The following is a 20,164-nucleotide window of genomic DNA, read 5'->3' on the forward strand; positions in this document are numbered from 1 at the left end:
GGTTCAACTCAGCAGATGGCGAACCTTTTCGAGAACGGAGCTGCGCCCACGACCTGAAGCAACTGCCGTGGCACTTCGCGATGCACTTTTTCCGAACCATTCGAAGCACTCACTCATCGTCCAGGGCAGGAATCCGTCCTCGACAACCTTAAGGACCGCCTGGTGCATTCCTCGCGTCTTGTCGATGTTCTCGGGATGGAGATTGATGACGATCACCCCAGGGACGCCGCTCGCCCGAATCCGGTCGGCTAGATCCAGTACGCACGCCGCCGACTGGACATCGTCCCAACCGTGCACAAAGACGATCCCATCTCCGATGGCGGTAAGGATGCTCCAGTGCTCCGTCAGTTCATCGTCAAGTAGTAGTCGCGCCGGGAGGAGCGAGCCATTGATGATGCGGCCATCCAATCCCGGCAGATTGGAGCTCCCTTCGACACCGTGGTCGTTCCACGTTGCCGCATGCCCCCAATAGCCGTCATTGAGGAAGCCGTGGTTTCGAATCGTGCGCGCGTCCTCGCCTGTCAACTGCCTGAACCAGTCCGCCTGCTCGCAAAACAGCTCTCTGTATTGGTCGGGACGATCAAGCGCATCCGGATGAAGCCCGAGCTCAACGCGCCGGCCCTCTCCAAGCTGCTGCAACGAAGCCTTGTCGTGCTTCGTGAGCGGATGAAGGAAATAGGTGATCGGCATCGCCCCCAACGCCTCTCGCTGCTGAGCATAGCGATGCAGCGGCGCCTGGTCGTCATCGCCGGTCACAACGATCGCGCCGGGTGCACCATTCGGCAACATCGGTGATCTGACCAGACCGCAGAGCTTTTCCAACGCATCGGCCAGCGCTTCACACCACCAATCCGCCGGCCGTGCACGAGCGTCTTCGCCGGCAAGCTGGGATTCGAACAGGTAGTTTGGCCGCTCGCCGGCGTAGCCCCACTGCGCTTCCGTTGGCCGCCTTGCGGCCGCGGCTGGATCGCCCTGGCGATAGCGAACGACGTCCGAAACGAGGTCGGTTCCGATGAATAGGATCCGGCCTCCCGCGACCACGTCGAGGTAAAGCCAAGCGGCGCATCCCTGGTCGTCGGATACGATCGATACGCCATCCGCCGAGGAAAAGCGCATGTAGGAATGCAAGGTTCGCAGCCTTCTCCAGGCATTGGACCCCGCCATCTCGGCTTGCAGAACTTGTGGCGAGCCGGTGGTTCTTGCCTGCAGGACGACGGCAAATGCTTCAGCAAATTCGAGCGCGGGCAGCATCGCCACGACCGTCCCCCCGCGAGCAAGAACTTCGCGCGCCTCGGCTACGGTCTCCTTCCGAGGGCGATACAATACGACAGGCACTCCGTCCATGGATGCCGAGGCCCGGGGAAAGCCAAAAATCCCGAGAAGGTGAGCAGCAAATTCGCCTCCGGTTCGCGCAGATGCCGAGAACGATGCAGCACCATGTCCAATCTTCAAATCATTCCGGATTGCGGGAAGCTGTTGAATGTATTTCTCGGGGCGTCGAAACAGGCTGCCCTGAATGATGGGCAGAGACTTCGATCCGAACTTGGTCTTGAAGCGCGACACCTTGGAAATTGGCCAGTCTCGCGGCACTTCAGGAAACCACGGCCCCAATCGGTAGGTTTGAAAGCCAGCGCTTTTCGCCCATACCATCGCGCTCCAGTGGAGAAAATCGTTTGGCCTGAGCTTCAATTCATCGGGCCGAGAAACCCCAGCCAAGAAATGCACGGCATTCTTGTCACTCAACAGGATCAGGCCCGCCGCTCGGGTAGCCGGAGTACGCGCGAACAGCAGGTGGGCGCGGCCCTGGGGAAGGAATTGGTCCAGGACCGCTTCGTAATAGTCTATGGGCGGGAGTACCTCACCGGTCCTTGTGGCGGATTCCTCGGCGATCTCCACATAGCTTCGCAACGCGGAACGATCGTTGGCAGGCTCGAATTCGAGACCCGCCTTGATGGCCTTTCGAACCGCCCTGCGACACCCCTCATCCAAACTCGCGAACAGATCATTCTCGGATCGATCAAGATCGATCAACTGATCGGCATTAACCGTCGAAAGGCCCGGAAACGGCATCATTCCATTCGGACCAAAAGCAATTCCCAGCTGGAATCCGAAGTCGCTCACCCAGAAAGGAATTTCCTCGCGTGAAGTCGAGCGATTGACCGGCGCGAGGTTATGAGTATTCAACTGAATACGATCGACGTCGTACAGTTCGGCAAGCCTGAATATTTCCTCCATGGCCGCCGAGCGCACGGCCCTCTTGGTGCTCCGATCGATTGCTTCGCTTGTCGCCAAGCCGGCATGCCGATGGATTCCCGAATGAAGCAGTCGTTCGCCGAACGGTACCCTTGCCCCCTCGTCCAGATAGAGCGGCTGTATTCCGAGCACTTCGTCGTTTTCAACGAGAGCAAACGACAAGTTGCCTCCCACGAAGAACCGCTCCTCGATCGCAACCCACGCAGCGTCGTGGTTCAACCACGCCTCAGCCGAGGACGCGGCCAGCAGGTTCCAGCGATCAGGACTGAGTTCGTGAAACCTGAGGATCTTCATTTTGCGGTGAATATGACGTTGAACCGAGTGCCGGCATACGGATTGCGCGGATGAATGTCCGCAATTCGGGTCTCAACTTGAAGACGCCTTCCGAGCTGGACAAAGTCGTCTTTGGAAAAATAATACGACACGATCTCCGGCTTGATCTCTCGGACGGCATCCTTGTCGGTCAATCCCAAATAGCTCGAAAGTCTTGCAAGAGGGCCGGCCTTCTCGGCCTTGACCAAGGTTTGCAGGGGGGGACGACTCTGTTGCGTGCCAAATCCGGCGGCCAATCGAGCCGAGATTTGCTGTGACTGCTCGATTTCGTTCCGATCTGGGATAGAACCGACCAGCACGCGTCCGCCGCTTCGCACCACGCGCAGCATTTCGCGGATGATCTTCTCGCCTGTCTCAAACGCCGGAAAATTGGAGAACACGTCGTAGCACAATGCAGCGTCGAACTCGCGATCTCCAAATGGCAGGTTCTGTCCGTCACCTTTCCGGAACTCGGCATTGCCCAGCCTTAGCCGCCGCGCGACATTGAGAGGCGTCTCTGCAAGATCGATCCCGACGTATTTACCAACTTTCGGCGCAATCAGGGATGCCAGGAGGCCAGCCGCACACCCGACTTCCAGCACCGTGGAAGTCTGATCAAGCTGCATCAGATCAAGGACATGTGACTTGAGATCGGAAAGCAGGTCTTGGTCGGTCCAGAGCAGCGGATTTCTGCCAGCGAGATAGCAGAGGTCATCCAGCGTGGGAACCTCCGAAATCTGTCTCGCGCGCAGCTCGAAGAACGCCTCAAGCTTTTCCTGCCAATCACGATCTGTCATTTGTGCTATTCAGCGCTCTCTATCCGACATGTGAATTTCGGGTCATAGATATAGTTGAAGTGCCAGAGGGAATTCCGGGCAACCGAGAACTGAGCGGCCTTTTCCACGTAGTGGAGAATGGCTTCCGATCCCTTCGGCAGCATGTGACGGCAGAGAGCCGCGGAAACGAAGTACTGGCCCTCGCCGAGGGCGAGTTCCGGTATTTCGTAGACGATGCTCCCGCGCGCCGGCAAAACGCCGTCCGCGTCCAGAAATATGCCACCGTCATAGCCCTCAATCCCCGCGACGGCTTGCAGGCGGCCGCTATCGATCCGCAAGCTGGCGTAGATCTGTTTGTGCTCCGTTGTTCCTGACCACGAAATCCGCACCCGAAGCGGCTGACCGTTCGTTACCAGGCCCACCGCCCGACCCTCGGCATCGATCACCTCGACCGAGGCAATACGCAGCGTATCGCCGCCAAGCTCATATTTGCCGGTTTCGGACGTGCTCTCGACCGCCTGGCTTAGCTTCTGCGTTGCCTTGAGATTGCGCGCTTCCTCAAGATCCCAGACACTCTGCTCATACGCCTTGCTGACGCGCTGAGCATTGCCTTGCATCAGGACCCGCCCCTTGTCGATCCAGATCGCCTCGTCGCACAACTCGCCGATCAATCCACTCGAATGCGAGACGAACAAGACCGTAGCTCCGCTTTCACAGATCTCCCGAACGCGCTTCATGCACTTGTGAACGAACGCCGCGTCGCCGGCCGCAAGAGCCTCGTCGACGATGAAGATTTCTGGATCGACGCTGATGGCCGTGGCGAACGTGAGTCGAGCCTGCATCCCGCTGGAGTAGGTCCGGAACGGCTGATCGATGACATCTCCAAGCTCACTGAAATCGATGATCCAGGAAACCTTCGCCTCTATTTCCGCCCGCGACATTCCCAGGCACATGCCGCCAAGGACGATATTGTCGCGGCCCGACACATCCGGATGAAAGCCGGTCCCCAACTCCAGAATCGCGGACAATTTGCCAGCCACCTCGACGCGCCCGGTTGTGGCGTCCAGCAACCCGGCGATGATCTTCAGGAGCGTGCTTTTCCCGGCTCCGTTGGGCCCGATGATGCCGACCACGCAGCCCCGCGGCACTTCGAACGAGACATTCTGAATTGCCCAGTGCTCGACGTGTCGAGGCTTGCCCGTAACGACTTCTTTCAGGAAATCCAACGGCTGCTGGTAGAGCCGGTAGGCCTTTCCCAGACCGGTGACGCGAATGGCGTATCCGGGCACCGATGAGCCGATCAGCGGATTTAGCGCGCCGGCCAGATGATTGTCAGAGAGCATTGCCATAGTAGGGCTTCAACTTTTCGAACGTGCGGTATCCGAGCCCCAGGCTCAGCAACGCAAACAGGAGAGTGACCACCCAGGCGTAGGGATGCTTGAACGTGCCGAAGAAGAGGACGTCCTGATACACCCAGACGACGTAGCTGAACGGATTCGAATAGATCAACGGGCGAAGGACACTTGGCATCCAATCCGGGAGATACACTGTCGGCATCAAGTACATGACAATAGAGGTGAAGACCGTGACGATATCGCGCAAATCACGGAAAAAAGGCGTGATCGCAGAAAGAGCAAAGCTCAAGCCGATCGCCAGAATGCCATGCACCACCAGCACCACCGGAAGAAGCAGCACCATCCAGCTGAGACCACCAACGTAGGCCTTGTAGAGAATGACCAGCGCGAGCGCAGGCAGATGAGGGATCGTTGCGGCGATCGTCGCTGCAATCGGCAGCACCTCGATCGGAAACACGACCTGCTTGACGAGATTTGCGCTTGCGAGCAGTGCCCCGGGACCGCGAACGATCGCAGCTTGCAGCATCAGCCACGGGACAAGACTGGCCAGGATGTAGGCGGAATAATCGCCGGGGAAATCAGCGTTAATCGCCAACTTGCTGCCCAACACGAATCCAAAGATAAGCAGGTACGTCGCGACGATGACCAGGGGATGTATGAATATCCACAAGGCACCAAAACCATGCATCGCATGGGCGGCGCTTAGGTCGCGATGCACCATCTCTCGCAAGAGCTCGCGATATCGCCGGATCTGTTTGATGCTGATCCATAGCGCTTGGGAATTGCGGTACGGAGACAAGCCGACCCGTACCCATCTCGCTGCCGGAAAAATGCCGCTCATGTTCTGACGTCAGCTCTCATTTGCACGTGACTAAAAGTAGCTTTCCATGATTTGCTCGAGATTGAGTAGGGACCAGATCAGCAACCGCCGGTTCTCGCGCCCCTCCAGGTGATCGTCGACGAGTGAATGGACGGTCTTCCGGTCGACCAGATCGTAGATGCGGGCGCTGTTGCTGAAGAGCCTGCGCTTGACGTAGTCGATGCTCTCGCCCTTGAACCAGCTTGCATCCGGTGCGGAGAAACCCTGCTTCTCGCGCTCGGCAACCTCTTCAGGAATGTGCCGGCTCATCATCCTGCGCAGGATCAACTTGCCGTCTCTTGTGCGCTCGTAATAGCGCTGCGCCTTGCCGCCTGGTTCGTTCTCGTTGAGACGAACAACCTCGGTCAGGTTTCCGAGCTTCAATTTGGCCGGAAGCTTCATTGCGAAATCGACGAGATCGTTGTCGAGAAACGGCACCCTGCTCTCAAGCCCGTGTGCCATTGCAAGCTTGTCGTCGACCACAAGCAACCCGTTAAGGAACGTCTTGGCCTCGAAATAAAGCGAGTGATTGACGTAATCCTCTGGACGCGTCAGCTGCGGAGCGTGGTCCTTGAAGACGCTCCGGAAAATCTCGATCGGCGACGCGCGGCTCGCATTGCTCCACACCGGAGCCATCAATCGCGGAAGCGTTCCGCTCGGAACCATGCGCTGCCAGAAGCCGAAATATTTCTCGACGTAGTGGTCGAAGTCATCGTTCACCACGGCCCTGTAGTATCGCCAGGGATACCCGCCGAACAGTTCGTCTCCTCCCGTCCCGCTCAAGACGACCTTGCCGAACCTCGAGGCCAGCTTCGCCGCGTAAAAATTTGGATACGACTGTCCGACGCGCGGCTCCTCGAGATGCCAGGCGAGGGTCGGCAGAGCACGCTCCATATCGCCGGCCTTGAGCACCATTTCATAGTGCTCGGTCTTGAAGCGGTACGACATGTACTCGGCTTTCGAGCGTTCGTCGTAGCCAAGCTCGACGCCCGAGGCAGAGCTAAGGTCGAAGCCCACGGTGAATGTTCGCATGAACGGCAATTGCGCGGCAGCCAGCGCAGTGATCGAACCGGAATCCATTCCACCGGAGAGGTACGACCCAACCTCGACGTCACTGACCAGCTGCCGATTGACCGCCTGTTGAAACAGCCGGTCGAGTTCGTCGAGCGCATCGGCTTCGCCGATATTGCCTTCAGGCTCTTCGAAATGAAAATCCCAATACTGGACCGGCTCGGCCTTCTTTCTGGTCTGATCCAGCTGCATGTAGCAGCCCGCCGGCAGGAGCTTCACGTTGCAAAAGAGCGTGCGATCCGTGAAGAAGTTTTGAAATGAAAGGTATTCAGCAAGTCCCTCGACGTCCAGGCGGGAGACGTATTCGGGAAATGCTCGGAATGCCTTGTGCTCCGAGGCAAACAGGAACGTGCCGTTGATCTCTGCATAGTAGATCGGCTTCACGCCAAACCGATCGCGTGCGATGGTCAGCCTGCGCTCTTTGGTATCCCAGATTGCGAACGCGAACATGCCGTTGAACTTGAGCAGGGCATCGAGCCCCCACTCGGCAAACGCCTGGAGCAGGACCTCGCTGTCGCCCGACGAGTTGAACGTGTGTCCTCGGGACGACAACTCGAGCTTTAGTTCCTTGTAGTTATAAATCTCCCCGTTGTAGGTCAGCACAAACCTGCCGTCGCGCGTCTCCATCGGCTGACGCGCCGCGTCCGTCAAATCGATAATGGATAACCGCCGATGACCAAGTCCGACAGGACCGTTGCAGTACTGCCCCTGGCCGTCCGGCCCGCGATGCGCGATGACGTCTGTCATCGCGGTCAGCGCGGCGATCGAAGCGGGTCGCCCGTCGCGGTGCAGAATTCCGGCTATGCCGCACATGTGTCGCTCGCCGATCTATTCAACGAATTCAGGTCCGCGAGTTCAGATCTGTGCTTTTGCACGACGCTGCTCGACCTGATCGATGTGCTGCTTCCGCCAGTCGATCAGCCGACGCAGGCCCTCATCCAGGTCGATTGCGGCGGTAAAGCCGATCTCCTCCTGCGCGCGCTTCGGCGAGCCGATGCGGTTGCGAACCAGCGTCGCCTGACTACGGGGCGCGTAGTTGACGGGCTGGTTGGAGCCAGTGAGGTTGAGCAATTTTTCGGCAATCTCCTTCAGCGAGGTGCGTTTTCCCGTACCGACGTTGTAGAAGCGGTCGGTGGCGGTCGCCTGCATCGCGCAAAGATTGGCCTGCGCACAATCCTCGACCGCGACGAAATCGAAAGCTTCCGATCCGTCGCCCAGGATCGTCGGCCCCTCTCCCTTGTCGATTGCATCGAGCATCTTCATGATGACCGCGATATAGGCGCCGCGATAATCCTGCCGCGGGCCGTACACATTCATATAGCGAAGTCCGACATAGTCGAGGCCGTACCGGAAGTGGTAGGCGCGAGCCATCGCCTCGCCGCAGATCTTCGTGGCGCCGTAGAAGTTCTTGTTGTTGAAGGGATGATCTTCCGTCATCGGCTCCTCGACGGCGTCGCCATACACCGACGCCGACGATGACCAGACCAGCCGCTTCACACCGTTGCGGACGCAGCCGTCTAGGACGTTGAACATTCCTTTGACGTTGACGTCGAAGGCCGTCCTCGGAAATTCGTGACATTGCAGCAGCCAGAGCGCCGCGAATTGGAAGACGCCGTCGGCTCCTTTCAGGGCAGCATCGAGGATATCGGTCTGGGTAATATCGCCGCCGGCCTCGAAAATCTTGACGCGGGGGTCGCGCAACGCGACGGCAAGGTTTTCATGCGTACCGCGTACGAAATTATCGTAAATGACGATCTCGCCGACATCGGTCTTCGTCAGCTGATCGACCGCATGCGATCCAATCAGTCCGGCGCCCCCGATAACGACTACCTTCTTTCCGCGAATGTCCATTCTCTTCAACCCTCAATTTCTACCAACGCTTCATTTCGAAGTTCATAGCGACGGTGAGTGCGCGGGCACACCAAATCGCTGCCCAGCCGCTCGCCTGCTCTGCTCATCCAGCCAATTCGTCGCGCGGGGTTACCCGCCATCAGCGCAAGTGCCGGGACATCCTTCGTGATCACCGCACCGGCCCCGATGAAGCAGTAGTCACCCAAGGAATGTCCGCAGACGACGGTCGCATTGGCGCCAATGCTCACCCCGCGCCCGACCGGCGTCTTGCGAAACTCATCCTTCCTCGAAACGTCGGCACGCGGATTGTTGACATTGGTGAAGACGCAGCTCGGACCGCAAAACACGTCGTCGGCGAGCTCGACGCCGTCATAGATCGAGACGTTGTTCTGGATCTTGCAGCCGTTTCCAATCCTGACATTGGGGCCGATCATCACGTTCTGACCGATCGAGCAGTTCTCACCGATGATCGTGCGCGGCAGGATGTGGCAGAAGTGCCAGATCTTGGTGCCGCGTCCAAGCACTGCGCCGTCGTCGACGTAGCTGGATTGATGGATCAATACGCCCGGAAAGCGCGGATCTTCGCGCATCCCGCTCATTTGTGCATCGCCTTCTGGGCAAACGCGTGAACGCCATTGCTGCGAACGATCGGCGCCGTCCGAAAGGTGGAGACGATATCAATCGAGGGGCGGACTTCGTCCAGGCTGAAGCCCCGGCCGGCGATGATTTCCTCGTAGCTTCTGGTATGGAGATCGGTGAAGCCTTCGGAGAACTCGACCTCTTCACCGTCGACGGTGATCGAGCGAAAAGTCGTCTTCTTGCCTTTCACGCTGCCCGGCAGGTCGTTGCGGTCCAGAGACAGGAACCAGCTGACATCGGCGCGCTCGCACTCCAGTGAGCCGGCCGCCCGCTCCGCCTCGCGCAGATGCGCCTCGTTGCGGCTGGCGGGTCCGAACACGAAGCTCAGCATGTCGAAGAAGTGCACCCCGATATTGGTGGCGACGCCACCGGATCTCGCCTCGGCACCTTTCCAGGAGGCGTGATACCAGCGTCCCCGCGACGTGATGTAGGTGAGCTCGACCTTGTGGCGCCTCTGTGATTTCGCGAAGCGATCCCGAAGCGCGATGATCGCCGGATGCAGCCGCAGCTGCAGGATGGTGGAGATGCGCCGGCCGGTATCGCGCTCGATCGCCGCCAGCCCGTCGATGTCGCCGGGATTGAGGACCAGCGGCTTTTCGCAGATAGCATCCACCCCGGAGCGAAGCGCAAATCGGCAGTGCGCGTCGTGAAGGTAATTCGGCGAGCAGATCGTCATGTAGTCGATCTTCTTGCCGTCGCGCTGCAACGCACCGACATGACGATCAAACAACTCGAACTCCGTAAAGAATTCGGCATCGGGAAAATGGCTGTCCATGATTCCCACAGAGTCATTTGGATCGTAGGCCGCAGCGAGCTTTCCGCCGGTATCGGCCATTGCCCGCATGTGTCGCGGCGCGATGTAGCCGGCGGCACCGATCAGCGCGTAGATCGTCATGAAATTCCTCTCTTCGAGCTTCTGATTTAGGCAAGCTACCGCACTCGGGGTGAATCGAGCGTCACACCCAAGCAAAAATAATCCATCACGCCTGCCAGGCGGCAGACGCACTCAAGCCGCAGCGATGAGATCCGCCCCGACGAGAACGCGAACCTTTCGGCCCAACAAGTTCAACAGAACCGCCACGCGATGGTGATCGCTGGCATCTTCCACGAGCGCAAGACTATCGACGAATGCACCCTCGACGATTCGCACCGTGTCGCCGGGCGAGAACGCCGGCCTGCGCGCAAGGGCGACGAATCCGGTTTCATCCTCGCGCGATTTCAAGGCATCGATGACGCCATTTTCCACCGCGGCCGGCCGGTCTCCCACGCACACGAGATGTGAAACCCCGAGCGTCGATTGAATCGCGCGCCACCGCTGGGCCGCAATGTCGATCGCGACGAAGAGGTAGCGCGGGAATAGCGGTCGCGGCACAAACTCCACCTTCCGCGCATGACTGCGGCGCTTCTGATAACGGGGGAGGTATGTGGAGAAGCCCTGCCGCACGAGGCCAGCCGCCGCTTTTGCCTCGGCATTGACCTGTGTCCGCACGACGTACCAGCGGGAACCGGACTCCATGGCGATCACGCTCCCAGCGACTGCTTCGGACGCAAGCCCAGCAGGTCTGGCGCGAGCACTTTCTCTGCCCCGAAATTGCTGACGGCCTGGTCGAATACACTTCGAGCGCCCGTCAAATGGGTCACAACGACCGCATCAAACGGCTCGTCCACCAGCGCATAGGAGGTAACCACCTTGACGCCGATGAACCGCGTCGCGGTTGCATCGGGATCAACGATAGCAAGGATCGAGATTGGCCCGTCGACGGCGCACAGGATCGCGATTTCGCAAAGGTCCGATTGTCCGGCGAGCACAACCCGCCTGAAGCCACGCGCCTGCGCGCGTTCAAACAGCCGGCCATATTCGTCCTTCGCCTTGCGGAAGAGCGAAAAGGAGTCCGAAAGGAATTGAACGGTCAGCCGCGATTTCTCGGAGAAGCCCTGCGGCGTGAGGTAGTAGGCATATCGCCGCGCGGGCGCCTGCCCGACCTTGACGAAGCCCTTCTTGACCGCCCGCTTCAGGTAAGCGTTGACTAGGCCGAGCGCGACGCCCAGTTCGGCTGCGATCCGCCGCTGCGATTGCGCACCATCCGCCTCGAGGGAGGTGAGCAGGCCGAGCACGAGTCGGTCGCTGTCATTCTCATCCGTCGGTAGAATGCCTGCCATCACACCTATCCCCACTGGAGAGGCTGATAGCGCGTTCACTCAATGAACGTCAAGTGAAATCGTTCATACGATGAACGCCGCAACTAGCTGATTGCAAAGGAATTTTTAATCAAGCCAATGTGTCGCAATGGCCACACTTCAGGCCCGATCAGAGGGGGTGGCCAGATATTGCGCCGCGAGCGTTGAATAACTGTATTGCCGCGCGACAGCTATTCGATCGCCAAGTGGACGCGCTGGACCATCCAGGGCGGCGCGCAGGGACGCAGCGAGCGCACCGGGATCGTTCGGCGCGCATCGTGCGGTCACCAAATCCTCGAGGCCGGCAAGCGCCCGCTCTTCGCAGGCAATGACGCTGCGCGGCGCGAACAGGCAGTAGTCGAACAGCTTGTTGGGGCTGATGCCATGGTGATAGAGCGCGTTGTTGTGGAAGGCCACGACCGCGCAATCGGAGGCATGCAGCATGCCGTGCACAACCGATCGATCGACTTCATCGTGAAACTCCACATTGGCAAGCGTGGCCGCCCGCTGTCTCAACGCCTCCCTCGAGGTGCCTGAACCGATCATCACGAAATGGATTTCGGGGTTTGCTTTACCGAGGATGGAAGCCGCGTCGAGAATGGCCTCCACGGCATTTGGCGGGCCCATGCCGCCGGCGTAGAGAACGACGCGCCTGCCCTGCCGCTTCAACAGATTGATGCGATCGATCAGAGGGTGAGCCAGATTTTCGATCGTCAGCGCGCTCTGTATTTCAGCGTCGGACACTCCGTTGGGGATCCACGTGAACTTACCAGACGGCAGGCCACGCGCGCGCATATGGGCTTCAGCTCCGGCCAGCAGACAGATCACGCGATCTGCCGCGCGATAGGCCGAGCGCTCTTTCCAGCCGAGCACCTTCATCAGCGGATGCCAGGCGGGCGTCATTCCGAGCGCCACGATGCTCTCCGGCCAGAGGTCGCGGACCTCCAGCCAGAACCTGGCACCGAACTGCCGCGCGATCTGATCTGCCGCCGAGATGAAGAACAAATGCGGGCTCGACGCAATCATCAGATCCGGTTTACCGAACTGCGCGGCGATTGCAGACGCTGCCGAGCGGAAAGCCGGCCCAAAGCTCAGGTTGTTCCGAAGCCGCCCCAGGCTGCCGCCGGCATAACGCGGTGTATCCAGAAACCAGAAGTCGACGTCATTGATCCGCTGCGGTCCCGGTACGCGCGGCTGCCTGTGCAGATGATGGAAGGCGGCGCTGACCACCAACACCCGATGCCCCATCTTTCGCCACGCGTCTGCAAGCCAGAACGGACGCCAATGCCGCCCCAGGGCCGGCCCCCCTGCAAAGGGATGCAGCAGCCAAATGTTCATGACGCGAGCTTCTCGTAGAGATTTTTCAGTTCGGCCGCATCATGCTGCCAATTGTAGTCTCTGACAACGGCTACTCTACCTGCTTGCCCCACTTTGATCGCTCGTTCAGGTTCTCCCGCTAGCAATGCGATACGCTCCACTAGTTCATCTTTGTCATCCAGAGACACCGAGAATCCGCAGCCGGCCGCCTCGACGATTTCTTTCGATCTTGGCAAGTCGCTGGTAATGACCGCCGTTCCCGCAGCCATATACTCGAAGATCTTCGTTGGCATGGCATGAAGGTGATTGGGCTCGTGATGGAAGAGGCATAGTCCGATGAGACTCTCGTTAAGCAGAGTAGCGATCTCGGATCGATCCAATTTTCCACGGTGAACGACGTCACTAGACACCGACTTCAACCAGTCAGCTTCGGCCACCCCGATACTCCCCGCCAGGACCAGCGGCAAACGAGCCGCTTCACAGGCTTCGACCATTTCAACAAGCCCCCGATTAAAGCTCACATGCCCTACATAGACCGCTTGTCTCTTTCTCGGCGCGTTGTCAGTCGGCTCGATAAACTCATTCAACCGAACGCTATTTCGGACTAGCGTCACGGCCGCGCCAAAGTCACGAAAACGCTGCGCAATCGCCGGTGTCGCCGCGATGATGGCATCGAACCGACACGCCGTCTTCCGCTCCACCAATTCCATACCGAATGCGACAATCGGCTGCATCCACCGAGGTATCCATCTCTTGGAATAAATGTCTGCCGGCACATCCTCGTGAACGTCGTAAATCACCTTGCAGCCGCGGCTCTTGAGCAACAGCGCGAAGGGTATCAGTTCGGGATCGTGAAACTGCACGACATCCGCGCCGGTCGCCCGGGCGAGCGCAATCGCCGCTCTCCCCGCGACCCACGGGCGCTTCCATCGTGCAACGGGCGGCACCTCGATCAACTTGAATTCAATGCGACCTGGATCGCTCGGACGGGGTGATCGCGCCACAACAGTCACGTCGTGACCGGCCTCGGAGAGGCTCCGTGCTTCCTTCTCGACGATTCGAATGTCATCGGCCGAATGGACACTCGACAACATGCAAATCTTCATGGAGCTTCAACCCCGAAGCGCTCAGCCCAAAGCGCCACGCAATAGAGCCGCCAGCGCATTCCGAGGTCGAGCCGGTGAAATTTCCTCTTCACCGCAGCCATGTCCACGTACCGGGCAAGCAGTGCGCTGCCGGCCACCTTTTCATACATCGCAGGCGAGTGTCGATTGAGCCATAGCTGATCGGGCGCGGCGAAACCGATCTTGTCCTTGCGCCAGGATATGCTGGCCGGAAGAACCTCCTGCATGGCTGTACGGAGCGGCCACTTCGTCCACCCGTTGTTCAACTTGATGCGCGTTGGCAAGCTCAGCGCAAACTCAACAAATCGGTAATCCAGGAATGGCAATCGCGTCTCGATCCCAAACCGCATCGAGTTCTTGTCCTCGAAACGGAGTAGCATCGGCAGGTTGGTCTCCGTGATCTCCAGTACCTGCATTTCCTGCGCGTCCCTCGTCTCCCGCGCAAAACGGCGGAGGCACTCCGGCAGGTCCGGGTTCTTCAGGAAGGCGTATCGCCAGCGGTAGAATGCGGCCCTTAGCACCGCCGAGCTGGCGCCAAACAGGTACATCAGCAAGCGTTGAGCCGAAACGCCGGCCTGTGTGGCCGCGCGGAAGGCGGAGAAAAATCCCCTTACACCGGATCGATCCAGCTGATCGCGGAGCCACGCCGCATAGTAGCGATGATAGCCCAGCAGCGTCTCATCGCCCCCCTGACCGTCGAGCAGCACAATCACGCCGTTCGCGCGCGCCGTCTTCATCACCTCGTATTGCATCATGATCGAGGGGCCAGCGAACGGCTCTTCCTGCACCTCGAGCAAGGCTTCCGCAGTCGATGCGAAATCCTCGTAGCTCGGCTTGGTGCGCAACCAGTTCAGCTCGGCCTTTTCCACGACGTCGGCCGCGTACGCTTCCTCGTTGTTCGCCGCCTGCTCGCTCACCGCAGTGACGGCAAAGAAACGACCATTGGAGGACGACGCGTAGTGCCTTGCGGCCAGCGTCGCGACGCTCGAACTGTCCAAACCTCCCGACAAGCAGGTTCCGACGCGAACATCCGAGCGCAGGCGCAGGCGCGTCGCGTCGTCGAGCAGTTCCGCCAGTAACCTGGCCGCATCCTGTTCGTTCCCCACAGTCGAACGAGGCGCCAGCGAGTAATAGCGCTCGATCTCGATCCGTCCCGTCGACACGTCGACGCGCAACTTATGTCCGGGCGGCAGCTTCTCGATACCCTTGAAGAAGGTCCGGCTGGTGTGATCGCTCAAACCGCAGACGAGAAAATCCCTGACGAGATCGTCGTCCGCGATCGAACGCCCGATCAGGGGAAGCAGCTGGCGAATTTCCGAGCCGAAGGCGAACTGCGTCGTCGTGTTTGCAAAGTAGAACGGCTTTACGCCAAAACGATCGCGCGCGCAGAACAGCGTATTGTCGCGCTCATCGTGAATCGCGAACGACCACATGCCGTTGAAACGGTCGAGGCACTTCTCGCCCCAGCGGACATAGGCCGCCAGCAAGACCTCGGTGTCGGAGGCGGTGTGAAAGACGTGACCGAGCGCTTCGAGTTCTGTGCGAAGCTCGAGATAGTTGTAGATCTCTCCGTTGTAGGTGATCCAGATCGGGAGCAGTCGATCGCGCATCGGCTGCGCGCCGTCGTCGGTCAAGTCGATGATGGCCAACCGCCGGTGCCCTAACCCGACCGCGCCATTGACCCTCACTCCGCGCCCATCCGGACCGCGGTGAGCGACGAGATCGGTCAGTCGATCGACTTGATCAGCATCAACGAGCCCGTTCTTGGCGACTAGGCCGAATATGCCGCACACGAGTGACTGACCTATATCCCTTGGGTTTCGTGGACAATGCGACAGGAAACGCATTCGAGCCGCCATGGCTTGAAATCCCATCCGGCGCCCGAGCTCACCTCTAACCCGTTCACGCGATGAACGTCAACCTCACCGGGTGAAGGAGCGCTCGCGCGAGCTGACTTAACGCCTATCTTCCGATCGGTTCACCGACATCCTGACCTGCGGCCTGTCGCATTGTCGCCGCAAAACTCGCTGCGAACGCGCTGACGTTGTCGTCCTGGTGCGGGACGACGTTCCGAATGATGGGCCCGTGCGCCTGCTGCGCGGCCTGCATCAGGTGATCGGCCAAGGCGACCGGATCGTCGACGCTGAAATAGCGGGCGCTGCCCGCGGTCTGCTCCCGATGTACGTCGATGTCCGACAGGATCATCGGAACGCCAAACGACTTCGCCTCCTCGACGGTCGTGCTCCAGCCCTCGAAACGCGATGGGTTGATCAGTGCGATTGAAGCGCGCAGCAGCGCATAGACATGCGGCAGCGGGATAACGCCAAGGTGGCGGAAGTGCGCTTCAAGGCCGCGCTTTTCGATCTCGGAGTTGACCAGATCGTAATAGCCCGGCTCGCGCCGATCTTCCTTGCTGCCGGATGCACAGATCACCACATCGACCGCCCGCCCCTTCAGGATCGTCAAGGCGTCGACGACGAGCCGGTGGTTCTTGTGGCGATAGAACTGATTGGGCAGGTAGAAATAGTTCGCCGGCAGATTATATGCCGCGATCACGTCCGACGGGTCGGTGTTCAGGAACGCAGCCGGCGGCTCGGTCGCGAAGCGAACGACGCAGACCTTGTTTCTTGCGCCAGGATAGTAGGCCTTGAAATCACGCAGCGCGCTCTCGCTGCTCAGCATGATGGTGCGGCCTGAGGCGATTTGCATGCGAAAGCCAAGCTCGCGGCGCCAGCGTGCCGTCGTTGGAAACAGTTGCGGCAGAGAGCGGTGCTGCAGATCCGGAATCCAGGCCACTGCCGGATGCGCGAGCCGCCAACCAAAGAAACGTGCCGACTCGACGACGACATCAATCCCGGCGCCGCGAAACGCCGCCGCGGCTCCGCGATCCAGACCAAGCCCGAGTGCCGCGGCCAACCCTGGCTGTCCATCGAACGCTTCCGATCGAACGACCTCGACACCCGGTATTGCGGCAAGCTCCGCGAGCTCATTCTGCTCGGCCCTGTTCCCGGCAAAGACGATCGGAACGAATTCGTCGGGCAGGAACCTGGCAAGCGCCGCAAACAGATTGCGCTGATAATTGTAGCCGCCGGCCCAAAGCCGTCGCGAAATGTGACTGAACGCGAACCGCAACGGGCGGGGCGTCACGAAGCCTGCCCCTTGAACCAGGCCACGTAATCGGCAAGGCCCCGATCGAGCGGAATGCGCCAATCGAACCCGATCTGGCGCAGCACGGCATCGTCGGCCAACAGGCTCAGGGGATCGCCGGGCCGGCTTACGCCCGAGTGCCGCACAACGGTATTGCCGCCCCACTGCCGGATGAGACCGGCTGCGATATCGGCAACGCTGGTCCCGCGGCCCGACCCGCCATTGATGACCCGGAAGGCCGCCGGCGACGACGGCGCTGCGACGGTTGCGAGCAGCCTTGCGACATCGCGCACGTCGGTCCAGTCGCGTATTTCGTTGCCGGTCCCGCCAAGCGTGAGCACCTGCTCCTTGGCCGCCAGCCGCGAGCAGATGTCCCAGAGCAGCTGCTTGCGCAGATTGGGTCCATAGACCGAGAACAACCGCACGATTGCGCAGCGGATGCCAAACGACTGCGCGTAGCTCCAACACAATTGCTCCATCATCAACTTGTGCTGCCCATAGGGCGACATCGGAGTTGCGATCGCGCTTTCAGCGATCGGGCCGACATGGTCGGCTCCATAGACGGCCGCACTTGACGCCGCGATTACGGCGCAGGTCGGCGCGGATCCGCGCAGCCATTCGAGCAGCCGCGCGGTGCTCGCCACGGTCCGCGAAAAGTCCTCGAACGGCCGCTCGATCGAGATGCCGACCGACGATCCGCCAGCCAGATGAAAGATCTGCGCCGGCAGCCCGTGGACGGTGGCAAGCGCGTTGAGATTGGCCGCGTCGATCTCGCCGTTGATCCAGCTCTGCAAACCAAGCCGCCGGGCTTCCGCTGCATCGAGCGCCCCATGCCCGACGCCGTGCACCGCATGGCCCGCTCCCGCCAGCTCATGCACGAGATGGCGGCCGATGAACCCATTCGCGCCGGTGACCCAGACGATCATCGCTCACGCCTTGTGACAGACAAAGGAGTAGAGTCGGCCCGGTCGATTGTCGAAACGTTCGGCCATCGACAGCAGCGAGCCGAACACAAAGCGTGACGCAAACGCGGTTCGCCACAGCGGCGCGACCGGAACCCTTTGCGTCAACCTGGTCACGATCGCCGATTTCAGGGTCTCCACCGTATGGGGAAACAGGTTGATCGGGCTTTGCAGCGGCGCCAGCGTGTCGATCGCGGAAAAGCCTGCGGCGGTCAGCGCGCCGGTATAGCGATCGAGCAGGAAGGCATGCTCGCCCCCGTAAAGATGATGCAACGGATGCTGCGCGAGGAACTGGGGAAGGTCCGCCTCCTTGCTGATGACATGCTCGCGCGCGGCGATCAGCATGCCGCCGGGCCGCAGCACGCGAAACATCTCCCGGCATGCTCCCTCGAGATCGCGCGTGTGGTGCAGCACGGCGCGGGCGAAGACGAGATCGAACGCCGCATCGGCGAACGGCAGCCGCTCGGAGAACTCTTCGACCACCCGGATCGGCAGTTGCGTCTGCCCTGCCAGATCACGGATCGCCGCCGCTCCCACGATCGCGCTGGGATCCGGCTCGAGCGCCGTCACGGCAAAGCCGGTTCGGGCGAGCGCGTAACTGGCAATGCCGCGGCCGGCGCCAACATCGAGCGCGGCGCCGGACCGGCCCGCGAGCAGCGAAGCGACCGCCTGCCACTCGGAGCTATGGAAATAGCGTTCGGCAGCGGCGGCCAGCGGATCGTCGTAGAATGCATCGAGCACAAGCTGGCGCTGGTCCGGCTGATTGCGCAGCCAGACCACCGCGTCTTCCCAGGTGGTAAACTTGCGCTCACCGTTCATCGGGCCCAAGCTCCCTCACCAATACGGCCGGATTGCCCGCAACGATCGAAAACGCCGCGACATCCCTGGTCACGACCGCGCCGGCCGCGACGATAGCGCCCCGGCCCACCGTCACACCGCGCAAGACCATCGCACCCGCGCCGATCCAGGCATCATCGCAGATTCTGACCGGACTCTCATCAAGCGAGATATCGTTCGGATGCCCGCGTGTGAAAATCTGCTGGACCTGTTTGTGCCGCTCGGCCGCCCGCAGCGGGTGCGTGAGATTGTCGAAAACATTCGCCGAGTGCGAGATCAGGACGCGGTTGCCGATCTCGATCGAGGCCGCCGACCAGATCCGGGTTCCTTCTCCAACGTAGCACCATTCGCCGATCTTGATCTCGCCACCATGCGCGAAGGTCAACAGCTCGCCCAGAATGCGGCTATTGCGGCCCACGACGATCTTATCGGAATCCCCGCGGATGTTTCTGATCCTGGCATAGCGGCCGAGCGCCGCGTCCGGCTGCAGCCGGCAAGTCGCGCGACCGATCAGGCGCTGGATCAGGTAATCGACATTCATGCCGTCAACTGCAGGCAAGCGACGGCGCGCGATGACGCCGCAAGGTCATTGCCCTGCCCCTTGCCGGTATGGATGTCGAAAACGGTTGCGTCGGCGAGCGCCTCGGCGCTCTGCCGCGACCAGCCCTGCCGCGAATAGCCGAAATAGTCGACATGATAGGATGCCGCACCGAATGCCTCGATGATCCGCTCGATCATGGCAAGATCGAACACCTGATACCAACCGAGATTGTCGCGCTTGCCGAACGGCACCGAGATCAAGCAGGTCCCGCCGGGCTTGAGAACGCGCTTGAACTCCCGCACCGCCGGAACAAAGCCGTCGCGATCGGTCTCGGCGTCGCGCGGGTCGCCCGTGTACAGCATCTGATTGTCGAGGCCGATGTGCTCGATCGTCGAAATGCTGGCGACGGTGTCGAAGACATGATCGCCGAACATCGTCTTGCGGAGATCGCCGAACACATAGGAGTAGCCGTCGTGCCAATAGCACCGCTTCTCCGGCGCCAGCGTCATGATGGTGAGATCCGCGCCGCGCAGCGGCGGCCGCTGCAGCAGGAAATCGTGGTTGAACGTGGATCCCGCGTCCAGCATCTTGCCGACATTGTTCAATCGGGCATAGGCCCAGGGATATTCCACCACGCGCTCGTCCATCGCGACGCCGTAGCCGGGCGGAAGCTCCTTTCCTGCCTGGAGCAGGCCCGCATCGATCGCCGCGGTGATGGTATCGCGCTTGACCGTCTGATAGCCCGGACCGAACGGCCGCGGCCGCAACCTGAACAGCGGCACCGCGAGCCCGTCGGCCGCCCATTTCAGCTGGTGGATCAAGTCACTTGCAGACATCATCTCGGCCCGATCGCCCGCCCGCTGGCCGGCCCTGTGCACCGTCTAGAGCCTTTTCCGTTCCGATGGAATCGGAACGGGGCTCCAGATTGTTGTTTTGACGCGT

Annotated in this window: 18 protein-coding genes; all 18 read right to left on the bottom strand. The window is 60.5% G+C overall.

Translation table 11 applies throughout. The features are described from left to right. Positions 1-3 precede the first annotated feature (3 nt). Positions 4-2,547: a GNAT family N-acetyltransferase gene (locus E2I15_RS18115; RefSeq protein ID WP_137478548.1), complete on the bottom strand. Its 2,544-nt coding sequence runs from the start codon at positions 2,545-2,547 to the stop codon at positions 4-6. Beyond that, positions 2,544-3,362 (bottom strand): class I SAM-dependent methyltransferase, encoded by an 819-nt coding sequence (locus E2I15_RS18120; RefSeq protein ID WP_137478549.1) that lies wholly within the window; start codon positions 3,360-3,362, stop codon positions 2,544-2,546. The genes E2I15_RS18115 and E2I15_RS18120 overlap by 4 nt, the downstream gene beginning before the upstream one ends. A 5-nt stretch (positions 3,363-3,367) precedes the next feature. Further along, positions 3,368-4,690 (bottom strand): ABC transporter ATP-binding protein, encoded by a 1,323-nt coding sequence (locus tag E2I15_RS18125; RefSeq protein ID WP_137478550.1) that lies wholly within the window; start codon positions 4,688-4,690, stop codon positions 3,368-3,370. Continuing rightward, positions 4,674-5,537: an ABC transporter permease gene (locus E2I15_RS18130; RefSeq protein WP_137478551.1), complete on the bottom strand. Its 864-nt coding sequence runs from the start codon at positions 5,535-5,537 to the stop codon at positions 4,674-4,676. Before E2I15_RS18130 ends, E2I15_RS18125 begins: the two co-directional genes overlap by 17 nt. Positions 5,538-5,567: 30 nt before the next feature. Further along, positions 5,568-7,439 (bottom strand): asparagine synthase (glutamine-hydrolyzing), encoded by a 1,872-nt coding sequence (gene asnB, locus E2I15_RS18135; RefSeq protein WP_137478552.1) that lies wholly within the window; start codon positions 7,437-7,439, stop codon positions 5,568-5,570. A 42-nt stretch (positions 7,440-7,481) separates the two neighbouring features. Continuing rightward, positions 7,482-8,477: an NAD-dependent epimerase/dehydratase family protein gene (locus E2I15_RS18140; protein WP_137478553.1), complete on the bottom strand. Its 996-nt coding sequence runs from the start codon at positions 8,475-8,477 to the stop codon at positions 7,482-7,484. A gap of 5 nt (positions 8,478-8,482) precedes the next feature. Further along, the gene (locus E2I15_RS18145) at positions 8,483-9,076 is read right to left on the bottom strand and encodes an acyltransferase (protein WP_137478554.1); all 594 of its coding nucleotides are present in this window, start codon (positions 9,074-9,076) and stop codon (positions 8,483-8,485) included. Further along, complete coding sequence (locus tag E2I15_RS18150) at positions 9,073-10,011, bottom strand: Gfo/Idh/MocA family oxidoreductase (RefSeq protein WP_137478803.1); 939 nt, start codon at positions 10,009-10,011, stop codon at positions 9,073-9,075. Before E2I15_RS18150 ends, E2I15_RS18145 begins: the two co-directional genes overlap by 4 nt. Before the next feature lie 111 nt (positions 10,012-10,122). Beyond that, positions 10,123-10,632: a transcription termination/antitermination protein NusG gene (gene nusG, locus E2I15_RS18155; protein ID WP_137478555.1), complete on the bottom strand. Its 510-nt coding sequence runs from the start codon at positions 10,630-10,632 to the stop codon at positions 10,123-10,125. Between the two features lie 5 nt (positions 10,633-10,637). Further along, a complete protein-coding gene (locus tag E2I15_RS18160) occupies positions 10,638-11,276 on the bottom strand; it encodes a winged helix-turn-helix transcriptional regulator (RefSeq protein WP_137478556.1) in 639 nt (212 codons plus the stop codon). Positions 11,277-11,414: 138 nt separating this feature from the next. Next, entirely contained in the window at positions 11,415-12,632 is a 1,218-nt protein-coding gene (locus E2I15_RS18165; RefSeq protein WP_137478557.1) for a glycosyltransferase family 4 protein, read from the bottom strand. Beyond that, entirely contained in the window at positions 12,629-13,705 is a 1,077-nt protein-coding gene (locus tag E2I15_RS18170) for a glycosyltransferase (protein ID WP_170991485.1), read from the bottom strand. Before E2I15_RS18170 ends, E2I15_RS18165 begins: the two co-directional genes overlap by 4 nt. Positions 13,706-13,713: 8 nt before the next feature. Continuing rightward, positions 13,714-15,609 (bottom strand): asparagine synthase (glutamine-hydrolyzing), encoded by a 1,896-nt coding sequence (asnB, locus tag E2I15_RS18175; protein WP_137478559.1) that lies wholly within the window; start codon positions 15,607-15,609, stop codon positions 13,714-13,716. An 88-nt stretch (positions 15,610-15,697) separates the two neighbouring features. Continuing rightward, positions 15,698-16,882 (bottom strand): glycosyltransferase family 4 protein, encoded by a 1,185-nt coding sequence (locus E2I15_RS18180; protein ID WP_137478560.1) that lies wholly within the window; start codon positions 16,880-16,882, stop codon positions 15,698-15,700. Next, a complete protein-coding gene (locus tag E2I15_RS18185; RefSeq protein ID WP_137478561.1) occupies positions 16,879-17,808 on the bottom strand; it encodes an NAD-dependent epimerase/dehydratase family protein in 930 nt (309 codons plus the stop codon). Before E2I15_RS18185 ends, E2I15_RS18180 begins: the two co-directional genes overlap by 4 nt. 3 nt (positions 17,809-17,811) lie before the next feature. Next, positions 17,812-18,663, bottom strand: coding sequence for a class I SAM-dependent methyltransferase (locus E2I15_RS18190; protein ID WP_137478562.1), 852 nt, complete (start codon positions 18,661-18,663; stop codon positions 17,812-17,814). Continuing rightward, complete coding sequence (locus E2I15_RS18195; RefSeq protein WP_137478563.1) at positions 18,653-19,222, bottom strand: acyltransferase; 570 nt, start codon at positions 19,220-19,222, stop codon at positions 18,653-18,655. Before E2I15_RS18195 ends, E2I15_RS18190 begins: the two co-directional genes overlap by 11 nt. Further along, positions 19,219-20,058, bottom strand: coding sequence for a methyltransferase domain-containing protein (locus E2I15_RS18200; RefSeq protein ID WP_170991487.1), 840 nt, complete (start codon positions 20,056-20,058; stop codon positions 19,219-19,221). Before E2I15_RS18200 ends, E2I15_RS18195 begins: the two co-directional genes overlap by 4 nt. Between the last annotated feature and the right edge of the window lie 106 nt (positions 20,059-20,164).

The organism is Bradyrhizobium sp. BR2003 (assembly GCF_009720285.1).
Lineage (GTDB): Bacteria > Pseudomonadota > Alphaproteobacteria > Rhizobiales > Xanthobacteraceae > Bradyrhizobium > Bradyrhizobium elkanii.

What these genes read in the sequence shown, in the direction of transcription:
- asnB (WP_137478552.1), bottom strand. Translation starts at nt 7,439, where the DNA reads ATGTGCGGCATAGCCGGAATTCTGCACCGCGACGGGCGACCCGCTTCG.
- E2I15_RS18160 (WP_137478556.1), bottom strand. Translation starts at nt 11,276, where the DNA reads ATGGCAGGCATTCTACCGACGGATGAGAATGACAGCGACCGACTCGTG.
- E2I15_RS18185 (WP_137478561.1), bottom strand. Translation starts at nt 17,808, where the DNA reads ATGATCGTCTGGGTCACCGGCGCGAATGGGTTCATCGGCCGCCATCTC.
- E2I15_RS18170 (WP_170991485.1), bottom strand. Translation starts at nt 13,705, where the DNA reads ATGTTGTCGAGTGTCCATTCGGCCGATGACATTCGAATCGTCGAGAAG.
- E2I15_RS18195 (WP_137478563.1), bottom strand. Translation starts at nt 19,222, where the DNA reads ATGAATGTCGATTACCTGATCCAGCGCCTGATCGGTCGCGCGACTTGC.
- E2I15_RS18165 (WP_137478557.1), bottom strand. Translation starts at nt 12,632, where the DNA reads ATGAACATTTGGCTGCTGCATCCCTTTGCAGGGGGGCCGGCCCTGGGG.
- E2I15_RS18190 (WP_137478562.1), bottom strand. Translation starts at nt 18,663, where the DNA reads ATGAACGGTGAGCGCAAGTTTACCACCTGGGAAGACGCGGTGGTCTGG.
- nusG (WP_137478555.1), bottom strand. Translation starts at nt 10,632, where the DNA reads ATGGAGTCCGGTTCCCGCTGGTACGTCGTGCGGACACAGGTCAATGCC.
- asnB (WP_137478559.1), bottom strand. Translation starts at nt 15,609, where the DNA reads ATGGGATTTCAAGCCATGGCGGCTCGAATGCGTTTCCTGTCGCATTGT.
- E2I15_RS18130 (WP_137478551.1), bottom strand. Translation starts at nt 5,537, where the DNA reads ATGAGCGGCATTTTTCCGGCAGCGAGATGGGTACGGGTCGGCTTGTCT.
- E2I15_RS18125 (WP_137478550.1), bottom strand. Translation starts at nt 4,690, where the DNA reads ATGGCAATGCTCTCTGACAATCATCTGGCCGGCGCGCTAAATCCGCTG.
- E2I15_RS18145 (WP_137478554.1), bottom strand. Translation starts at nt 9,076, where the DNA reads ATGAGCGGGATGCGCGAAGATCCGCGCTTTCCGGGCGTATTGATCCAT.
- E2I15_RS18120 (WP_137478549.1), bottom strand. Translation starts at nt 3,362, where the DNA reads ATGACAGATCGTGATTGGCAGGAAAAGCTTGAGGCGTTCTTCGAGCTG.
- E2I15_RS18200 (WP_170991487.1), bottom strand. Translation starts at nt 20,058, where the DNA reads ATGTCTGCAAGTGACTTGATCCACCAGCTGAAATGGGCGGCCGACGGG.
- E2I15_RS18150 (WP_137478803.1), bottom strand. Translation starts at nt 10,011, where the DNA reads ATGACGATCTACGCGCTGATCGGTGCCGCCGGCTACATCGCGCCGCGA.
- E2I15_RS18115 (WP_137478548.1), bottom strand. Translation starts at nt 2,547, where the DNA reads ATGAAGATCCTCAGGTTTCACGAACTCAGTCCTGATCGCTGGAACCTG.
- E2I15_RS18140 (WP_137478553.1), bottom strand. Translation starts at nt 8,477, where the DNA reads ATGGACATTCGCGGAAAGAAGGTAGTCGTTATCGGGGGCGCCGGACTG.